Here is a 17,337-nt window from a genome sequence, read left to right on the forward strand (position 1 = left end):
GACAGAGCTGGCGTGAAGAAACCTGAGTGGTTTCAGCATCAACGTCAACCCCCCTCTTATCCCGATCGCTAATCCTCAGAATCGTAAGTCGGCACTGTATACTCATCCGCAGTGAAGGGCTGCGGCACGCCCTTCACCATTCTGAATTCAGACACAATATCGCGGAGTTTCATCTTTTGCATTGGTGAACGTAAAGCAATATCGACGCGTACCTCACCGGAGTCCGGGAATGAATAATAAGTCTCAGGGATACAGAACTGGCTGTGGTCAATCTTTATCGCAGGGTGCAACTTGTTGAATCCAGACCTCTCGGGCGCATTACGATCTCTGATCGAGAGGTAATAAGCGTAATAATCACCAGGTTTTTTAATCGGGAAACAAAATCCATCATCAGTCCTTAAAACCGGTGCCATTTCATCCGAGGGAATATAGTCGCCCATCAATCCGCAACTGGTGAGAAGTGAGCTAAAAAGAGTCAAAAGCAGCATTTTTCTGATTATCATGAAAACTCCCTGGGAATGATCCCTATTTATCCTGACCGCTGGCGTCGTTGATCCTCAGCGGATAGTAGTGGGAAAACGTATTGTCTGTCACGCCCCTCCCCGGCATACTGAAATCACACCCCTTCACTGCAACAACCACCTAACCTCAGGGAAAGACAGGGAATGAAACCCACGCCAGGCGATATCTATTGTGTTTTTTATCCCAAGCTTCAGCAGTACGTAGCCTGCCAGATCACTGCGCTAAAAGAGGGCAACCTGGTCGCGGTGCTGGATCTCGACTGGTCAGGCGATGCCTTACCCGATGAGGCTGCGCTGGTCGCGATGCAGCCGCTGGTCTGTGATTTCTTTTTCTGGCGGGGCCGCTACGATCACACCTTTCTCTCCGACAGTGTCCCATCCCATTACACTCGGGTCGGGAATATTCCGCCTCTGGTGAATGAAGAGGTGAACAGCTACGGCGGCGGCTGGAATGTCGGCAGCAGCCTGTATCAGCAGCGCTGCTGGGATCGGATTGACGCGGAAAAGCGCGCACGTTTTAAAACCGCGTCCCGCGAGCGTCAGGTCACCCTGCCCGGCGGCGTGCTGCCTGAGAATGCGACGAAAATCAGCGATAATTTCCTGCAGGGCATCACGGATTATGCTGAACTGGACCGGCTGCCTTGCCTCACCTCACTCGACACTACGGAGGGCAACGCCAGGCTGGCGGAGTACGTTAATCAGCATGCCTTTATCTATGAACTCCACTGGTCATCCTCCAGCGTGACAACGCTCGATCTCAGCGGCAGCAAGCTGCAACGCCTGATCGTTGACCCTACGGGGCTGGTATCCCTGTCGCTCAACGACAATCTTAAGCTGCTCTCTTTCACCCGCCCCCCGGCTGCGGAATTGCAAATCAACAGCCGCTATCTTGGCCGTGACCTGACCGTTCAGCACAGGCAAACGCTGGCTGAACTCCAGGGGCTGGAAGCGCTGGGCGGGTTGCATTTAACCGAGGTGGCAGAAGTGGATATCGCCGCGATTGCCGATCATTACCCGACGTTAAACACCCTGCGCCTGTGGGGTAAGCCGGGCATGGTGAGCAATATGGCCAGCCTGTCACGCCTCGCGGATTTGCAAATGTTCACCACCGTTGATCTGTTTGGCTTCGGCCCGGAGGAGTTTCCTGCGCCGCCGCAGTTACCGCATCTCTCGCTACTGTGGATGAACAGTCTGCCTGCTGACGCGGCGAGTGCCATTAAAAAAGCCTGGAAGAAAGCCGCGTTATCGGGTGTGGATCTGGCGATCAAACAAGCGCGTAAACCGGCATGGCTGGCAGAAAACCTGAATAACCCGTTCCGGGACTGGGATGGCCGTGAACATATCAGTGCGGCCAACGCCAGGAAAGCCGCCACGCTGTATAAAAAAATGCTGGCCTCGCTGCGCACTATTGATGCCTCCAGCGAGGCGGCCAGTGTTACCGCCCTCGCTGAAGCCATGGTGCGCAGTTACACCGAGGCGTTTAATGCCATGGATCGCCGCAGCAACATCATTGAAACGATAGAGCGTGAAGAAATTGGTGAGGTGCTTTATGGTCTGTTATCCCTGATTGAGCAGCAAACCGCAGGGGCGTCAGAACCGTTTGATAAAGACCCGATGATGAATTTGTTCGATGAGTTACGTGATTTTTAACCTGACGATGAGGAGTTGAAATGAAGCTGATCGGTATGCTGGATTCGCCGTATGTGCGGCGTGTAGCGGTTTCACTGGCGTATTACGGCGTGGTGTTTGAAAACCAGCAGCTGTCGGTTTTCAGCACGTTTGACGCGTTTGCCCAGCTTAATCCGGTGGTGAAAGCCCCCACGTTGATTCTCGACGATAGCACGCAGTTGATGGATTCGTCACTGATCCTCAGCTATTTCGAGGCACAGGCTGACGCACAACATCAGCTACTTCCCTCAGCACCTGCCGCGCTGGCAACCGATTTAGCGCTGCTGGGTGTGATCCTGGCTGCCAGTGAGAAAGCCGTGCAGCACGTCTATGAGCACAACCTGCGCCCGGCGGAGAAACAACATCAGCCCTGGACCGATCGTGTTACCGGGCAGTTGCTGGCGGCCTGTCGCAAGTGGGAAGCCGCGCTGAGCACCCGCTCCACAGCGCAGGAAAAACCCGACCAGGTGGCGATCACCAGCGCCGTCGTATGGAGCTTTATTCAGCTGATGATACCTGATGTGGTGAAAGCAGATGCGTTCAAGGCGATTGCCGCCTATGCAGAGAAGTGGGAAGCGCTGGACGCGTTCAGACAATACCCGCAGAAATGATGCCATCGTCGTGGTGGTGTTAAAACCAACAGCGAGCACTCATTCTGCGGGGCACTACCTTTACAACGCAGGGCGTGAGACGTGCTCGGCCGCCGCACGGTTAGCCTTGCTGACGGCAGTCGCCAGCGTCGCGCCCTGTAATAACGTGGTGCACAGCATGCCCATAAAACAGTCTCCTGCACCGTGGGTACTGACCAGCGTCACTTTCTCTGCCGGCAAGGACTGGCTGGCACCGCCTTTCTCGCAGAACGCCACGCCATGTTCGCCAGCGGTTACCACCACGGCTGGGAAGCTCTGCCCCAGGCTTTCGGCAGCAAGGCACGCCGCAGACAGATTCGGCACCGCAATCTGGCTCAGGTCGCGCGCTTCAACCGCGTTCACCACCAGCAGATCAACGCTTGCAAGCATCTGTTCGCTGACCTCGCGCGCCGGGGCAGCGTTATAGCACACCAGAATGCCGCGCTTCTTCGCTTCGGCAGCGGCCTGATGATTAACGGCGTCCGGCACTTCATTTTGCAGCAGCAACATACTCACCTGTTGCCACAAACGGTCATCGCTGAGGGCATTGGGAGCAATCAGGTTATTAGCGTTAGACACTACCACCGCGCCATAGTCGCCCTCTGCATCCTGAATCGCCACGCTCATCCCGGACGGCACACCCGCTTTCACCGCCACATCCGCCGTGTTCACGCCATGTTGCTGGAGATACGTCAGCAAAAACTGCCCTTGCGCATCATCCCCCACGGCCCCGGCAAAACGCACCTTCGCGCCTGCCAGCGCCGCCGACACGGCCTGATTACCGCCTTTGCCGCCAAATTTATAGGCACAACTGCTGCCAATCACCGTTTCACCTTTTTCCGGGCGATGGTGTGCCGCCAGCATAATGTCGTAATGGAGACTGCCGATGACTAAGATGTGACTCATATTAGTATTCTCTGAGATCCTGGACTGCCTGCTGGGTTTTCTTCAGGTTCTTCTCCGCCGTCTTCAGATCCTTCTGCGCTATCGCCACAAACAGTGCATCCAGAATATTTAACTGGGCAATGCGTGACGCGGCGTTTTCCCCCAACAAATGCGAGCCCTGAGAGGTTGAATTGAGCACCACATGCGCGCTGCGCGCAATGGGCGACTCGGCATAGTTCGTAATCGCAATCACTTTGGCTCCGTTACGTGCTGCCAGTTTTATCGGGTCATTCACCGCACGCGTGGCGCCGGAATGACTGATGGCGATCACTACGTCGTCATCCGATAACACTGCCGCTGACATCAGCATAATATGCGCATCATCGTACACCGTGGTTTTAATCCCAATCTTCAACATCTTATGGGATAAATCCCGTGCAACGGCGGCAGAGCCGCCGACGGCATATAAATCGATATGTCGCGCCTTAAAAATAATATCAGCCGCCCGGTTGAATTCAGACACATCAAGAATAGAGCGTGTTTCTTCTATTGCCTGAATGGAGGTTCTGAAAACTTTTGCCAGTAATTGCTCCGACGAGTCATCCGCTTCAATTTCCGCATGCATCCCGGCGACTTCAGAATAGTTATAATAAATCAGACTACTTCTGAAATCTCTGAACCCCGAGAAGTTTAATTTCTTGGCTATTTTCACCACCATGGCTTCGGAAACATTATTTATCTGGGCAATTTCTTTAATCGATGTTTGCTCAGTTAAATCTGTTTTCGACGTAACGGAATCCACGACTTTCCTTTCCAGTGGCGTCAGGCTGGGTAAACGCATGCGTATTTGAGCGCCTATGGCTCGCGGGTCTTGCTTCATTACTTGCCTCGTGTCGCTCTGTCAATCAACATGGCTATGATAATAATAAGGCCTGTAGCAAGCAATTGATAAAACGCCTGAATATTGAGAAGCGTCAGACCGTTACGTAATGCACCGAGGATGACCGCCCCGATCAACGTACCGATAATACTGCCCTTTCCGCCCATCAGCGACGCTCCGCCAATGGCCGCAGCGGCAATCGCATCCAGTTCCCACAGGTTTCCGATAGTCGGTTCTGCGGCCCCCAGGCGGGCAATCAGGATCAGTGCAGCCAGCGAGGCCAGCACCCCGGAAATCACAAACACAGTCACTTTGGTGCGTTTAACGGGCACACCGGCCACACGCGCCGCTTCTTCATTGCCGCCCACCGCCAGAATATATTCACCCAGCGGGGTTTTGTTCATCACCACCCACAGGAAAACGGCAATCACCACCACCACCACAATCGGCGTGGGCACGCCAAATACAGTACTGTTGATCAGATTACGGAAGTCCATCGGAATCCCAAAGATCGGGTTGCCGTTGGTGAAGATCAGGGCTAAAGCACGGAACAGGGACAGCCCGCCCAGCGTCACGATAAACGGCTGTAATCCGGCATAGGCTACCAGCGTACCGCTGAACACACCGCACAGTGCACCAACGCCCAGCGTGGCCATTACCGCCAGCGGAACCGGCACCCCGGCCACCATCAGCGTGGCACCCAGTACGGCTGAAAGTGCCGCCGTCGGCCCCACGGAGAGGTCAATCCCGCCGGAAATAATCACCAGCGTCATACCAAGGGCAATAATGGCATTGATGGAAGACTGCTGAAGAATATTAAGCAGGTTAGGCAGCGTCCAGAATACCGGTGACAGCAGTGAAAACGTCACCACAATAATAAATAAACCAATCAGTGTTCCCGCATCGCGCAGATTAAATTTAAACAGCGCCGCTGACGGCACGTTAGGTTGCGTTTTATCTTGCGTCATCATCTTGATTACCTTCATTCGTTCTTAAGCCAGATCGTTAATCGCATAACGGGCGATGTTTTCTTCGGTGATAGCCTCACCGCTCAGTTCTCTGGTGATTTTCCCTTCACGCATAACCAGTACCCGATCCGAAATACGCATAATTTCTGGCATTTCAGAAGACACCACCACAATGGCTTTTCCCTGGCGGGCTAATTTTTCAATCAGATTATAAATTTCTGATTTGGCACCTATATCAATTCCCCGTGTTGGCTCATCAAAAAGAAACACTTTATTATCTGCGGCCACCCAGCGTCCGATAATCACTTTCTGCTGATTACCGCCGCTCAATGTGCCAATAGGCTTTTCAATATTCAGGGGGCGCAGGTTGAGGTCGGTCATCACCTCCAGCGCGACTTTATCGAGTTGACGCTGTCGCAATATTCCCGCGCGGGTAAATTTCATCATCGATGGCAGCGCCATATTCATTTTCACTGCGCGCTGCTTAATGATGCCCTCTTTTTTACGATCTTCCGGCACCAGACCGATGCCGGCCTTAATGGCGCTACTGACATTGAGATTTTTCACTGCCACACCGTCAACCAGCACACTGCCGCTGGTACGGGTATCAATCCCGGCAATCAGCTTCAGCAGTTCGGTTCGCCCTGCCCCGACCAACCCGGCAATCCCCAGCACTTCACCGGCATTTACGCTGAAGCTGGCAGGCTGAACCGCACGGTCGCGCCCCAGCCCCTCCACCCGCAGCACCTCTTTATCGGTGATATGCGACTGATGATGCACCTTCTCAATTTTGCGGCCGACCATCTTGGTAACAATGGTCTCTTCCGTTTCATCAGAGATGTTCACCACGCCAACTTGCCTGCCGTCACGCAGAATGGTGGCGCGGTCGCAAACCTTAAAAATCTCGTTCATCTTGTGTGAAACGTAAATCAGCGCCACGTTCATCGACTTCAAATCAGAAATCAGTTCGGCCAGCCGGTCAAACTCACGCGGTGTCAGGCTGGACGTCGGCTCATCCATCGCAATGATTTTGGCTTCATCCAGTAAGGCACGGGCGATCTCGACAATCTGCTGCTGCGATACCTTCAGATTCTTAATCGGCTCGTCCGGGTCGATGCTCGGATCAAGGCGGCGCAGAATGGCGATCGCCCGCTTACGCTGCGCCTTACGGTCAACAAAGCAGCCTTTGAAACGCGTCAGCGGCCTGCCGAGAAACATATTTTGCGCAACGGAGAGCTCAGGAACATGCTGCAACTCCTGGTGGATCATGGCGATCCCGGCCTGGCGCGCAGACAGTGGATTCTTCATCTGCACCACCACGCCGTTGACGCTGATCTCCCCGGAATCAGCGGAGCGCACGCCGGAGAGGATATTCAGCAGCGTGGATTTCCCCGCGCCGTTCTCACCGATTAATGCGTGAACTTCTCCGGGTCTGACGGAAAAATCCACACCCTGTAGAGCGGCCGCACTGCCGTAGGTTTTATTGATGCCGCGCATCGTCAGGCAAAACTGTTCCATACACCCTCCTGCCTTGATTACTGCTGAGCTAACAGCTGGCGCAGCTTGTCGTTATCTTTCGTCGAGAAGGCATCGGCATTATCTTTGGTGATCAGCGCCTGCGGAGTGGAGACCACGCGTGACAGCTTCTGACCATTAATCAGACGCAGCATCACTTCCATCGCCACTTCCCCCGTCAGAACCGGGAAGCTGTCGACGGTGCCGGTCAGCTCGCCGCGTTTGATAGAGGCATAGGCATCTGAAATCCCGTCGGTGCCAAACACCGCAGTCTGCGCCGATTTGCCCTGTGAACGCACGGCTTCCACCACGCCCAGCGCCATGCCGTCATTGTTAGCGTAGAAGCCAATCAGGTCCGGGTGCTGTTGCAGAATGGTTGAGGCTGCGTTGTAGGCATTTTCACGGCTCCAGTTGGCCGGAACGCTGGCTACCAGGCTGAATTTGCTGTTTTTCGCGATGGTTTCACGGAATCCTTTGGTACGCTGCGCGGCGGCGTAAACCCCAGGCTGGCCTTCAATCACCGCCACTTTGCCGCCCTTCGGATAGTGCTGGATAAACCAGTTCGCCACGCGTACGCCGTTGTCTTTCTGCACGTTACCGACGTAGTTCGCCACGTTTGGCATCACGGCATCATTAACGTTGACCACCGGAATGCCTTTGCTTTTCGCCACTTCATAGGCGGGTTGCATGTTGGCGTCCGTTTGCGGGGACACCAGCAGGCCATTGAAGCCCTGAGAGATCAGGGTTTCCGCGATTGACAGCTGCCCCAGCTGATCGTCCTCGTTAGCGGCCGCCTGGTACTCCACGGTGAAACCGTATTTCGCTGCGGCGGTTTTGTAGCCCTCACCCAGCGAACGCCAGTATTCGTTGGTCAGCGTTTTTGATACGCCGCCAATTTTCAGGGCTTTGTCCGGTGCCGGCAGTGGGCCGTACTTTGCCGTGAGCTGCGTCCAGTCGGTGCGATCGGGTTCAGTATCCGACTGCAACGGCGGCAGATCAGCGGCATAAACGGTTGAGCAGAACAGCGTAGCGGTGAGTACAGAGAGCAAGTGTTTTTTCATAATCTATCCTGTTATTTTTATAGGGTTTAACACCCGGAGAGACGTTTATTGCGCCAGCATAATGTCGTTAACAATCTGCTGGGAGGTGACGGCATCCTGACGGCTGATGGCGTCCAGCAAGGCAGGGTTATTGTCGAGCTTGTCGCACAGTTTCAGTAAACGGGTCACGGTGGCGATGTTGGTTTCGGCTTCACGCACCGGGTCAAGGCCGCTGGCATCCGGGAAGGTGTCGAAGTAATAGGCGCCGTTGTAGCCGTCACGCTTCATCTGCCAGAGGAACTCCAGCGTGGCACGCGGATTCACCGCAGCGACCATCAGGCCGTCATCGCGCTTGCCCCAGCCATCATTCAGGTCCAGGCCCAGCAGACGGGAACGGCGGGCAACCATCGCGGCAGCGTAAGCCGGGATTTCATTGGCGTAGAGCACATGTGCGAAGTCGAGGGTAATCCCCAGGTTCGGGCAATCCGCTTCTTCCACCGCCAGCAGACAGGTGGTCACGTTCGGGAAAATGGCAAATGCACGCGGCTCATTGGGTTTGTATTCGATGCTGACATCCATATCCCCGGCGTATTCCGCCACTTCACGCACTGCGCTTACCGCATCTTCCCAGATTTTTTTGTAGTCAGCCTGGAAGCTGTAATCAAACCCGTCCTGCCCCATCCACAGCGTCATGATGCTGGCACCAAATTCACGACCGGCATCAATGCCGCGTTTGGTCAGCTCAATCGCCTGGCGGCGGATTTTGGCATCCGGATTGGTGTAAGCACCGATTTTGAATTCCGGTGCATCCCAGCGCATCTGCATACCGTTTACCGCCAGGCCGACATCTTCAATTTTCTGACGCATGGTTTTCACATCGTCGGTGATGTGCTGAGGGTAGTTCAGATCCAGATGGGTCAGGCCTTTCGCCGTGGCAGCGCGCTCAATCATTTGCAGCACGGAAGGCTTGCCTTTCAGTTCAGGCCAGTAGCGAAAAGCGCCGGAAGCAAAGGAGTTAAGGCGTGTGGCAAATTTAAGTTCTGACATAGTTGATGTCCCTGGTCGTTGGTTTGTGAATTACTTTACAACTTCACATTTGTTTGTGAATAAGTGCACTTCTATCATCAACGATAATCTGCCGCAACACAGCGTGCGGTTTTAATCAGCAATTTGAGACGCAATTCACGAAATTTTGACTGGCGCGGCAGGAAAAACAAAAAAGTCACGCAACTGTGTGACAGGTCGCATTTTGCACAATTAACACAGAGTGAGCGGGTCTCTCCCCGTTGTGTGATGCAAACGAAAGATTTACTGTTCAGTTAATGCCAGTAAATTACCAGCGCACCCGCACAGGATGGAGACGTCAATGCAGCAAACCAAAATCACCCTCAGGAAATCCTTTTTCAGCACCACTCCGGTGGACATCGTCAGCACCGATGGCTGCCGTGCCGAACTGTTCACCTTCCCTTCCGGTATTGAAGCCGTGCGCCTCAGCAACCGGCGCGGGCACCTGATTATCCTGCCCTATTATGGGCAGATGATCTGGCAGGCGGTGTTCGATGGCGTCGACCTCACGATGGAGAGTCGCTTTCGCGAACCACGCCCGGCAACGGATGTCGTTGGCACCTACGGGTGTTTTATGTATCACTCAGGCCTGCTCCGTAACGGCAACCCCGGCGAGCATGACAGCCACGCCCTGCACGGCGAGATGCCGCTGGCCCCCATGGATAGCGCCAGTATTGAAACCGGCGAAGATCAAGACGGCCCGTGGATGGCGCTGGCCGGTGAGCGTGAATACCTGATGGGCTTTGGCGACCACTATATGGCACGTCCGCGTGTGGTGATCCGGCCTGACGATGCCACCTTTGGGGTTCATATGGCGGTGGAAAATCTCGGTCAGGATACGATGGATTTGATGTACATGTGCCACGCCAACTTTGCCTTTGTTGAAGGAGGCCAGATCGTGCAACCCACCGGCTTCAGTCGTGAGGATCTGGTGGTGCGCACCTCGGTGCCCGCCATCGTCAAGTCTGATGACAACTACCTTCAGCAGTTAGCAAAAATGCAGGAAGACCCCTCTGAGACAGCGGTGATCAGCACGGCTCTCGGCGTGGACCCTGAGCTGGTTTTTTATCTGAAAAACCTGAAGACAGCGCAGGACGGAAAGGTGCACGTAATGCTGCGCAGACCAGCAGGTGATGCATTCACCGTGAGTTACTCCCCGGATGAATTCTCGCATCTGGTGCGCTGGATTCTGGCTAACAACAAGCAAAAAGTGTGCGCCTTTGCCATGCCGGCCACCTGCGGCGTTGAAGGTCACTTCGCGGAACAACAGCAGGGCAATGTCCGATCGCTGGCCGGGGGTGAGCACGCCCGTTTCCACGTACAGCTGGGCTATCTGAATGTCGCTGAGGCGAAGATGAAAGACGCGATCATCCGCACTTCGCGTTAGCGTTTTTGCCGAAATTGCAAAACGGAGGTGTGAGCTGAATCAAATAAGGACACTTTGGTAGAGCAATAAATTTACTTTGAAAGTTTTTTCAGTAAAGTCGATGTCGTCAGACGGACATTTAATGCGGTTTGTTCCTGGCACAAAGAGAAGACGTGTTCGTTTTTGCCCTACACGCTAACGACGCGCACAACTCGTCCTGAAAGGTTAATTTTTGCCGATATCAACAATAAATAAGTGGGTTAAAAATGAATCGTCGCATCCTTGTTAAATTAATGAGTTTATCTGTCCTGATATCCATGACCGCAGGGATTGGCTGGTCAGGCATCGCTGCCGCTGCCGAGACAAAAACCATGGTCACCGTCGTGAAGACCGTGGGCGTTCCGTGGTTCAACATCCTCAACCAGGGGCTGGAGGAAGGCGGCAAACAGTTCAACCTCAAAACCTCCATGGTCGGCCCGACCCGTGCCGACCCGGCACAGCAGGTCAAACTGATTGAGGACCTGATCGCCAAGAAAGTGGACGTGATAGGGCTGGTCCCGCTGGATACGAAAGTGACCGCGCAGGTGGTAAAACGCGCACGAGATGCCGGGATCATGGTGATCACCCAGGAAGGGCCAAACCAGCCGGGGAAAACCTGGGATGTGGAGCTGATGAGCGCCCAGGCCTATGGTGAAGCACAGATGAAAGCGCTGGCACGTGAAATGGGTGAAAAAGGGGATTATGTCGTGCTGGTCGGCACGCTGACCACCACCGGCCATAACCAGTGGGCTGATGCCGCCATCGCTTATCAGAAAGCGCACTACCCTGATATGCGTCTGGCCGCCGACCGTTTCCCGGGGGCTGACTTTATCGATGAGTCTGAGCGCGTCACCCAGGATATTTTGAAAGCCTATCCTAAAGTCACCGGCATTATGTCGATGGGGTCCAACGGGCCGATCGGTGCAGGTAACGTGCTGAAAAAACGCCATTTAGAGAAGAAAATCGCGCTGGTGGGAACCACTATCCCTTCCCAGGCACGGGCCTACATTCTGTCGGGCGTGATCCGCGAAGGCTTCCTCTGGAACCCGAAAGAAGCCGGGCTGGCGATGACATCCGTGGCACGACTGGCGCTGGATAATACAAAATTTGAAACCGGTATGACTATCCCGGGCCTGGGTAAAGCCACGGTCGATACCGAAAACAACGTGGTGATGGTGGATCGAATTCTGATGATCACCAAAGATAACATCGCGGACCTGATCAAGCTCGGACTCTAAAACACACCGTTAATTATTGACAGGCATCGGGCTCCAGGGAGCCCGATGCCGATTCCTTGTACCCTAAATTAATGAAAGGGGTAGCCTGATGTCCGTTTTTTTACAGCTGAATGGAATATCAAAAATATTTGGCGGGGTTCATGCCCTGTCGAACGTCAATCTCACGCTAGAAAAAGGCGAGGTGCACTGCCTGTGCGGGCAGAATGGCTGCGGTAAATCCACGCTCATTAAAATCATGTCCGGGGTGCATCAACCTGAACCCGGCGGGCACATTACCATTGCCGGGGATCGCATCAGTCACCTGACGCCGGTAGAAAGCACCCGCCTTGGCGTTCAGGTGATTTATCAGGATCTGTCACTGTTTCCCAACCTGACCGTGGCCGAGAACATTGCCATTGGTCTGCACGCGGGGGGCCTGCGCCAGGTGAACTGGAAACAGGTTCATCAGCTCGCCCGCGATGCCATGCAGCGCATCGGCGTTTCGCTGCCACTCGGCGACAAAGTGGCCGATATTTCTATCGCGCAACGCCAGCTGGTCGCTATCTGCCGGGCAATGGCTGCCGATGCGCGGCTGGTGATTATGGATGAACCCACCTCCTCGCTGACGCGTCACGAAGTGGATGCCCTGCTGAAGCTGACACTGCAACTGAAAGAACGCGGTATCACCATCGTTTTTGTCAGTCACCGTCTGGATGAAGTGCTGGAAATTGCCGACCGGGTTACCGTGATGCGCGATGGCAAAATGCTCGGTACCTATGATGCCAGGGAGATGTCCGACCGCAAGCTGGCCACCCTGATGACCGGTAAAGAGTTCAGCTACCAGTGTGCCGCCAAAGATCGCCCGGAAACCGACACCGTGCTGGAGGTTCGCGGGCTGTCCCGCAAGGATGAATATCACGACATTACCCTTGATGTCCGCCGGGGCGAAATCCTTGGTCTGACCGGGTTACTCGGCTCCGGGCGCACTGAGCTGGCGCTGTCGCTGTTTGGCCTCACCCGCCCTGAACAGGGTGAGATTATCGTGAATGGTGAAGTCGCAGTAATGCGATCCAACAGGGATGCCATTCAACGCGGCATCGCTTATCTGTCAGAAGATCGTCTGGCACTCGGGCTGGTGCTGGAACAGTCCATCAGCACCAATATCACCCTGTCGGTGATTGAAAAACTGGTCAACAAAATCGGTTTTATTCGTGATGATCTCTATGCAGACACCGTGCGTCACGGCATCGACGCCCTGACCATCAAAGCAGGCAATCCTGAGAACAAAGTGAAAACGCTTTCCGGCGGAAACCAGCAGCGCGTGGTGCTCGCCAAATGGCTGGCGACAAATCCCAGCCTGCTGATCCTCGACAGCCCGACCGTCGGCGTGGACATCCACGCCAAAGACGGAATTTACGCCGTAATCAGAAACCTTGCCGCACAGGGCATTGCCATCATCATGATTTCGGATGAAATCCCGGAAATTTACTATCACAGCGATCGCGTGCTGGTAATGCGTGCCGGGCGGCTTAACGGCGAATATATTCCAGGTCGCTGCTCGGAAGAAGAATTGAAGGAGGCGGTCAATGCGTGATTTTTTCCAGCGTTTCATCCATACCCACGAGTGCCGGTTGCTGATTGTTATCACGCTGATGGTGATCTTCCTCACCCTGTTCACCCCGGAGTTTGCCTCGCTGCAAAACCTGGTGGATGTCCTTGGGGCAACATCATTTATCGGTATCCTCGCCGTCGGCCTGCTGGTGGTGATCATCACGGGAGGCATTGATATCTCCTTTGCGGCCACGGCCTCGATTACTCAGTTTGCCGCACTGACGGTGGCCAACCACTACGGCATCGGCTGGGTGGGGGTTTTCGCCATCGCTGTCGGGCTCGGGGTCGCACTTGGGCTGATTAACGGCCTGCTGGTGAATTCGCTCAGAACCTCGGCGCTGATTATCACCATCGCCACGCTGAACGTGTTCTTTGGCATTTTACTGACCGTCACCGGCGGTGCTGACATCTTTGCCCTGCCGGACTGGTTTACGGCGGGCTTTGAATTTGTTTTTCATACCGATGCTGACGGCATTCCTTACGCCGTGAACTTCCAGATTATCGCCATGTTCCTGGCCTTCCTGCTGACCTGGCTGCTGCTTAACCGCAGCAATGTAGGCCGTCAAATCTACGCCATGGGCGGCAATCCTGATGCGGCGCAGCGCGTGGGGTTTAACGTTTACCGATTGAATATGCTGGTATACGGCTATATGGGGGCGCTGGCAGGCATTGCGTCACTGGTGCAGGCGCAACTGGTGCAATCCGTATCGCCTACCGCGCTGGTCGGACGCGAACTGGATGTGGTGGCGGCCGTGGTCATTGGCGGTGCCAGTCTGACCGGCGGTTCCGGTACGGTGCTGGGTACCGTACTCGGGCTGGCGCTGATCGCGATTCTGCAAAATGGGCTGATCCTGCTCGGCGTGTCGTCGTACTGGTCGCTGTTCAGTACCGGTCTGGTGATCATCACCGCGATGATCATGATGGCGAGAGAAACGCGCAAACGTCACAAGCAGGCAGAACCCGGAGTGGCATCATGAAAAATCATAACAACAGCCTGTTAGATAACCTGCATCACCGCGTAGGGGCCACCAATGCCCGCCTGCTGGTGATGCTGGCCCTGATGGTCATCGGCCTTGGCCTGCTGGAAGGCAACAAACTGTTTGGCATCGCCGGGCTGCAGTCGATGGGCTTTCAGCTCCCCGAGCTGGGATTCCTGGCGCTGGCCATGATGATCCCGATGCTGTCTGGCGGTATCGACCTGTCGATTATCGCCACGGCTAACCTGTGCGCCCTGACGGTGGCCTATATGCTGGCCGCTCTGATCCCTGAAACTCAGGGTGTGGCCTGGGGCATGGTCCAGTTTGCGGCGATCGGTGCCGGGCTGGTGGTCGCCGCGCTGGTAGGTTTGCTCAACGGCATACTGGTGGCGTACGTGCGAGTGCCACCGATGCTGGCCACCCTCGGCACCATGACCGCGGCAAAAGGGCTGGCGATTGGTATCAGCCATGGCAATGTGATTTCCGGTTTCCCTGAGCCGATTGTCTTTATCGGTAATGGCACGCTGCTCGGCATTCCCGTGGCGCTGCTTATCTTTGCCGCCGTGATCGTGCCGTTAAGCATCTTCGTCAATAAAACCCCGCTGGGTAATGCTATTGCGATGATAGGTTCCAACGAACGGGCAGCACAGTATTCCGGCATCAATACACGACGCAGTCTGGTCTGGGTCTATCTGATCGCTTCCCTGTTAGCCGGTGTCGCAGGGATCATCATGATGGCACGCTTCGACTCGGCTAATGCGGCCTATGGTGAAAGCTACCTGCTGGTGGCGATCCTCGCAGTGGTGCTGGGTGGCGTAGATCCCTTGGGGGGATTTGGCAGGGTCAGCGGCGTGATCCTGTCGCTGCTGATCCTGCAACTGATGTCGACAGCATCCATACTGCTCGATCTCAGCCAGTTTATTACGCTGGCGCTGTGGGGGGCGATCCTGCTGCTGGCCTCCGGCGGTCTGGTGCTGAAAGAGTGGATGTCTGAACGCGCGAAAGCGAAGACGGCGACACGGGCTTATAAGGTCTGACGCCCCCTCATGGACGTACAGATGACCCACATTGATCGTCACCCGATCAATGTGGGAAATCATTACATTAGCCCCACTCTATGGGTCATGATATGTTTACGCGTTAACACACTGAGTAAGGAAATAAGGTGTCTCATGGTCAACTCTGCCGATGATGCAAGTTCGATTGGCCCCCGGTTACGCATGATGGTGTCGCTGCTGACCCCGCTGGAAACGAAACTGGTCAACGCGGTGCTCTCAAACGACTTTCATGAACGGGTTGCCCTGAAAGACGTGGCCAGCCAGTGCGACATGTCTGAAGCCATGGTGGTTAAAACAGCAAAAAAACTGGGCTTCAGTGGCTTCAGAGAATTGCGCAGTAAAGCGGCGGAATATAATCGCCTGCCGATCACCGAAATGCATCAGGAAGTCTCCCCGACGGATACGGCAGCGGAAATTGTCACCAAGGTGTTTCGCACTTCGGCGCAGGCGCTGGAAGAAACCCTGGCGATCCTCGATATGAAAGCCTTTGAACGTGCTGCCGAACTGCTGGCGAAAGCGCAACAGCGTGATTTTTATGGCTTCGGAGGGTCAGCACAAATCGCCCGCGATGCGGTGCATAAATTTCTGCGTATTGGTGCGCGCGCCACCGCCTGGGATGATCCCCATATGATGCTGATGTCAGCCTCATTACTGGGTAAAAATGATGTGGTGCTGGCGATTTCGCATTCCGGCCAGACCAAAGATATTCTCGAAGCCGTTAAAGCCGCACAGGCCAACCAGGTGCCGGTGATCGCTATCACTAATTATTCCGGCTCGCCGCTGGCCAATCTGGCCGATACGGTATTGTGCTCCACGGCACGGGGGTCTCCGCTCACCGGTGAAAACGCCGCCGCACGCGTCGCCCAGCTCAACATTCTGGATGCCCTGTTCGTGGTGGTGGCGCAAAGTGATTATGCTCATGCCGAGCAACAGCTCAACCGCACGATGATGTCTGTCGCCCACAAAAGAAAATAATCCGGCCGCTAGCCGGACTTATTCTGTTTGGGGCAGATCCTCATCCGGCGTCACAATGCGCACCAGATGAATAATCAGATACAGCAGCTCATCGTTGGTTAATGACACCTGCAACAGGTTAAACACATATTCGCCAATCAGCTGACTGGCGCGATAGTGATCGGGATATTCAGCCTTGACCTGGGTGAAAATAAAATCGTCTTTATTGGCGATCTGCCGCCCCTCCACCATCCGTTGAATAAAAAATTGCAGGTGGGTCAGGAAGCGCTGGTAGTTCAGGGAGTCCCGGTTGATCTCCACGCGAAAGTGATACTTGATGATATTGAAAATATCTTTCAGCATCTTCACCGACAGCAGCGTGGTTTCCATGTTTTGCACATCGGTTTGCCCGTTAACCAGATGGAAGGCAATATTCCCGGCCTCCTCTTCCGGCAGGTCAATATTCAACTGCTGGTTAAGCTGCCGCACCGCCTGTTGCGCCACGGCAAATTCACGCGGATAAAAACGTTTTACCTCAAACAGCAGCCGGTTCTGGATGGCAATCCCTTTTGTAAAACGCTCAACAGCAAAGCTGATATGGTCCACCAGCGTAAAAAACAGCTGCTCACTCAGCCGGCTGTTTAACTGGGCGCTGGCACGATCGAGCAGCTCCTGCACCAGCGGCAGCAAAGACTCCGGCGCGTTTTCAATCACCCGCAGATAGTCGCGGCGGGTCTGGCTTCCCTGCACGATAAAGATCTTCTCAATCTGTGACGCATCCAGCGTATCACCCACCTTACTGTTAAAGCCGATGCCCTTCCCCATCACGATGACTTCGTCATGGTCAGCGGTGCTGGAGAGCACCAGACTGTTATTCAGCACCTTTGCTACGGTCATTTTATCCATCGTGCTGCCATCCGGCCCCTGTGCTGCTGATTGTGCGC

16 protein-coding genes are annotated in these 17,337 nt (G+C 54.8%); 8 read left to right on the forward strand and 8 right to left on the reverse strand.

Annotated elements, in window-relative coordinates:
* Window positions 1-68: 68 nt before the first annotated feature.
* Complete coding sequence (locus FY046_RS02515) at window positions 69-503, reverse strand: putative T6SS immunity periplasmic lipoprotein (RefSeq protein WP_446185718.1); 435 nt, start codon at window positions 501-503, stop codon at window positions 69-71.
* Between the two features lie 162 nt (window positions 504-665).
* On the opposite strand from FY046_RS02515, the gene FY046_RS02520 reads away from it, so the two are divergent.
* Together FY046_RS02520 and FY046_RS02525 are read left to right on the forward strand one after the other, a co-directional pair.
* Window positions 666-2,171 (forward strand): hypothetical protein, encoded by a 1,506-nt coding sequence (locus FY046_RS02520; protein WP_446185719.1) that lies wholly within the window; start codon window positions 666-668, stop codon window positions 2,169-2,171.
* 20 nt (window positions 2,172-2,191) lie between these two features.
* The gene (locus FY046_RS02525) at window positions 2,192-2,800 is read left to right on the forward strand and encodes a glutathione S-transferase (protein WP_446185720.1); all 609 of its coding nucleotides are present in this window, start codon (window positions 2,192-2,194) and stop codon (window positions 2,798-2,800) included.
* 60 nt (window positions 2,801-2,860) lie between these two features.
* On the opposite strand, the gene FY046_RS02530 is transcribed toward FY046_RS02525, so the two are convergent.
* Genes FY046_RS02530 through FY046_RS02555 form a run of 6 tightly spaced genes read right to left on the reverse strand, consistent with a single transcriptional unit; the run spans window position 2,861 to window position 9,153 of the window.
* Window positions 2,861-3,724, reverse strand: a complete 864-nt coding sequence (locus FY046_RS02530; protein WP_339506655.1) for a ribokinase — start codon at window positions 3,722-3,724, stop codon at window positions 2,861-2,863.
* 1 nt (window position 3,725) lies between these two features.
* The gene (locus FY046_RS02535; protein ID WP_133841603.1) at window positions 3,726-4,583 is read right to left on the reverse strand and encodes a MurR/RpiR family transcriptional regulator; all 858 of its coding nucleotides are present in this window, start codon (window positions 4,581-4,583) and stop codon (window positions 3,726-3,728) included.
* Window positions 4,583-5,554: an ABC transporter permease gene (locus FY046_RS02540; RefSeq protein ID WP_446185721.1), complete on the reverse strand. Its 972-nt coding sequence runs from the start codon at window positions 5,552-5,554 to the stop codon at window positions 4,583-4,585. The genes FY046_RS02535 and FY046_RS02540 overlap by 1 nt, the downstream gene beginning before the upstream one ends.
* A 21-nt stretch (window positions 5,555-5,575) precedes the next feature.
* Window positions 5,576-7,069, reverse strand: a complete 1,494-nt coding sequence (locus FY046_RS02545; RefSeq protein WP_133841601.1) for a sugar ABC transporter ATP-binding protein — start codon at window positions 7,067-7,069, stop codon at window positions 5,576-5,578.
* Between the two features lie 17 nt (window positions 7,070-7,086).
* On the reverse strand, window positions 7,087-8,127 hold the full coding sequence (locus FY046_RS02550) for a sugar ABC transporter substrate-binding protein (protein ID WP_133841600.1): 1,041 nt from the start codon (window positions 8,125-8,127) through the stop codon (window positions 7,087-7,089).
* A gap of 45 nt (window positions 8,128-8,172) precedes the next feature.
* Window positions 8,173-9,153, reverse strand: a complete 981-nt coding sequence (locus FY046_RS02555) for a TIM barrel protein (RefSeq protein WP_133841599.1) — start codon at window positions 9,151-9,153, stop codon at window positions 8,173-8,175.
* Between the two features lie 319 nt (window positions 9,154-9,472).
* On the opposite strand from FY046_RS02555, the gene FY046_RS02560 reads away from it, so the two are divergent.
* The 6 genes from FY046_RS02560 to FY046_RS02585 all read left to right on the forward strand — a co-directional run bounded on the left by FY046_RS02560 (window position 9,473) and on the right by FY046_RS02585 (window position 16,414).
* Complete coding sequence (locus FY046_RS02560) at window positions 9,473-10,558, forward strand: DUF4432 family protein (RefSeq protein WP_446185722.1); 1,086 nt, start codon at window positions 9,473-9,475, stop codon at window positions 10,556-10,558.
* A 272-nt stretch (window positions 10,559-10,830) separates the two neighbouring features.
* Window positions 10,831-11,814: a substrate-binding domain-containing protein gene (locus FY046_RS02565; protein WP_234472508.1), complete on the forward strand. Its 984-nt coding sequence runs from the start codon at window positions 10,831-10,833 to the stop codon at window positions 11,812-11,814.
* 88 nt (window positions 11,815-11,902) lie between these two features.
* The gene (locus FY046_RS02570; RefSeq protein WP_159336360.1) at window positions 11,903-13,387 is read left to right on the forward strand and encodes a sugar ABC transporter ATP-binding protein; all 1,485 of its coding nucleotides are present in this window, start codon (window positions 11,903-11,905) and stop codon (window positions 13,385-13,387) included.
* Window positions 13,380-14,381, forward strand: a complete 1,002-nt coding sequence (locus tag FY046_RS02575) for an ABC transporter permease (protein WP_167863670.1) — start codon at window positions 13,380-13,382, stop codon at window positions 14,379-14,381. Before FY046_RS02570 ends, FY046_RS02575 begins: the two co-directional genes overlap by 8 nt.
* Window positions 14,378-15,418: an ABC transporter permease gene (locus FY046_RS02580; protein ID WP_159336358.1), complete on the forward strand. Its 1,041-nt coding sequence runs from the start codon at window positions 14,378-14,380 to the stop codon at window positions 15,416-15,418. The genes FY046_RS02575 and FY046_RS02580 overlap by 4 nt, the downstream gene beginning before the upstream one ends.
* A 135-nt stretch (window positions 15,419-15,553) precedes the next feature.
* A complete protein-coding gene (locus tag FY046_RS02585) occupies window positions 15,554-16,414 on the forward strand; it encodes a MurR/RpiR family transcriptional regulator (protein ID WP_133841593.1) in 861 nt (286 codons plus the stop codon).
* Window positions 16,415-16,432: 18 nt separating this feature from the next.
* Here the strand turns inward: FY046_RS02585 and licT are convergent, their stop codons facing one another.
* Window positions 16,433-17,290 (reverse strand): BglG family transcription antiterminator LicT, encoded by an 858-nt coding sequence (gene licT, locus FY046_RS02590; protein ID WP_133842119.1) that lies wholly within the window; start codon window positions 17,288-17,290, stop codon window positions 16,433-16,435.
* Between the last annotated feature and the right edge of the window lie 47 nt (window positions 17,291-17,337).

The sequence above is a fragment of the Erwinia sp. 1181_3 genome (assembly GCF_052824965.1).

Excerpts from the sequence above, each read along its gene's own strand:
- FY046_RS02515 (WP_446185718.1), bottom strand. The coding sequence starts at position 503 with ATGATAATCAGAAAAATGCTGCTTTTGACTCTTTTTAGCTCACTTCTC.
- FY046_RS02520 (WP_446185719.1), top strand. The coding sequence starts at position 666 with ATGAAACCCACGCCAGGCGATATCTATTGTGTTTTTTATCCCAAGCTT.
- FY046_RS02525 (WP_446185720.1), top strand. The coding sequence starts at position 2,192 with ATGAAGCTGATCGGTATGCTGGATTCGCCGTATGTGCGGCGTGTAGCG.
- FY046_RS02530 (WP_339506655.1), bottom strand. The coding sequence starts at position 3,724 with ATGAGTCACATCTTAGTCATCGGCAGTCTCCATTACGACATTATGCTG.
- FY046_RS02535 (WP_133841603.1), bottom strand. The coding sequence starts at position 4,583 with ATGAAGCAAGACCCGCGAGCCATAGGCGCTCAAATACGCATGCGTTTA.
- FY046_RS02540 (WP_446185721.1), bottom strand. The coding sequence starts at position 5,554 with ATGATGACGCAAGATAAAACGCAACCTAACGTGCCGTCAGCGGCGCTG.
- FY046_RS02545 (WP_133841601.1), bottom strand. The coding sequence starts at position 7,069 with ATGGAACAGTTTTGCCTGACGATGCGCGGCATCAATAAAACCTACGGC.
- FY046_RS02550 (WP_133841600.1), bottom strand. The coding sequence starts at position 8,127 with ATGAAAAAACACTTGCTCTCTGTACTCACCGCTACGCTGTTCTGCTCA.
- FY046_RS02555 (WP_133841599.1), bottom strand. The coding sequence starts at position 9,153 with ATGTCAGAACTTAAATTTGCCACACGCCTTAACTCCTTTGCTTCCGGC.
- FY046_RS02560 (WP_446185722.1), top strand. The coding sequence starts at position 9,473 with ATGCAGCAAACCAAAATCACCCTCAGGAAATCCTTTTTCAGCACCACT.
- FY046_RS02565 (WP_234472508.1), top strand. The coding sequence starts at position 10,831 with ATGAGTTTATCTGTCCTGATATCCATGACCGCAGGGATTGGCTGGTCA.
- FY046_RS02570 (WP_159336360.1), top strand. The coding sequence starts at position 11,903 with ATGTCCGTTTTTTTACAGCTGAATGGAATATCAAAAATATTTGGCGGG.
- FY046_RS02575 (WP_167863670.1), top strand. The coding sequence starts at position 13,380 with ATGCGTGATTTTTTCCAGCGTTTCATCCATACCCACGAGTGCCGGTTG.
- FY046_RS02580 (WP_159336358.1), top strand. The coding sequence starts at position 14,378 with ATGAAAAATCATAACAACAGCCTGTTAGATAACCTGCATCACCGCGTA.
- FY046_RS02585 (WP_133841593.1), top strand. The coding sequence starts at position 15,554 with ATGGTCAACTCTGCCGATGATGCAAGTTCGATTGGCCCCCGGTTACGC.
- licT (WP_133842119.1), bottom strand. The coding sequence starts at position 17,290 with ATGACCGTAGCAAAGGTGCTGAATAACAGTCTGGTGCTCTCCAGCACC.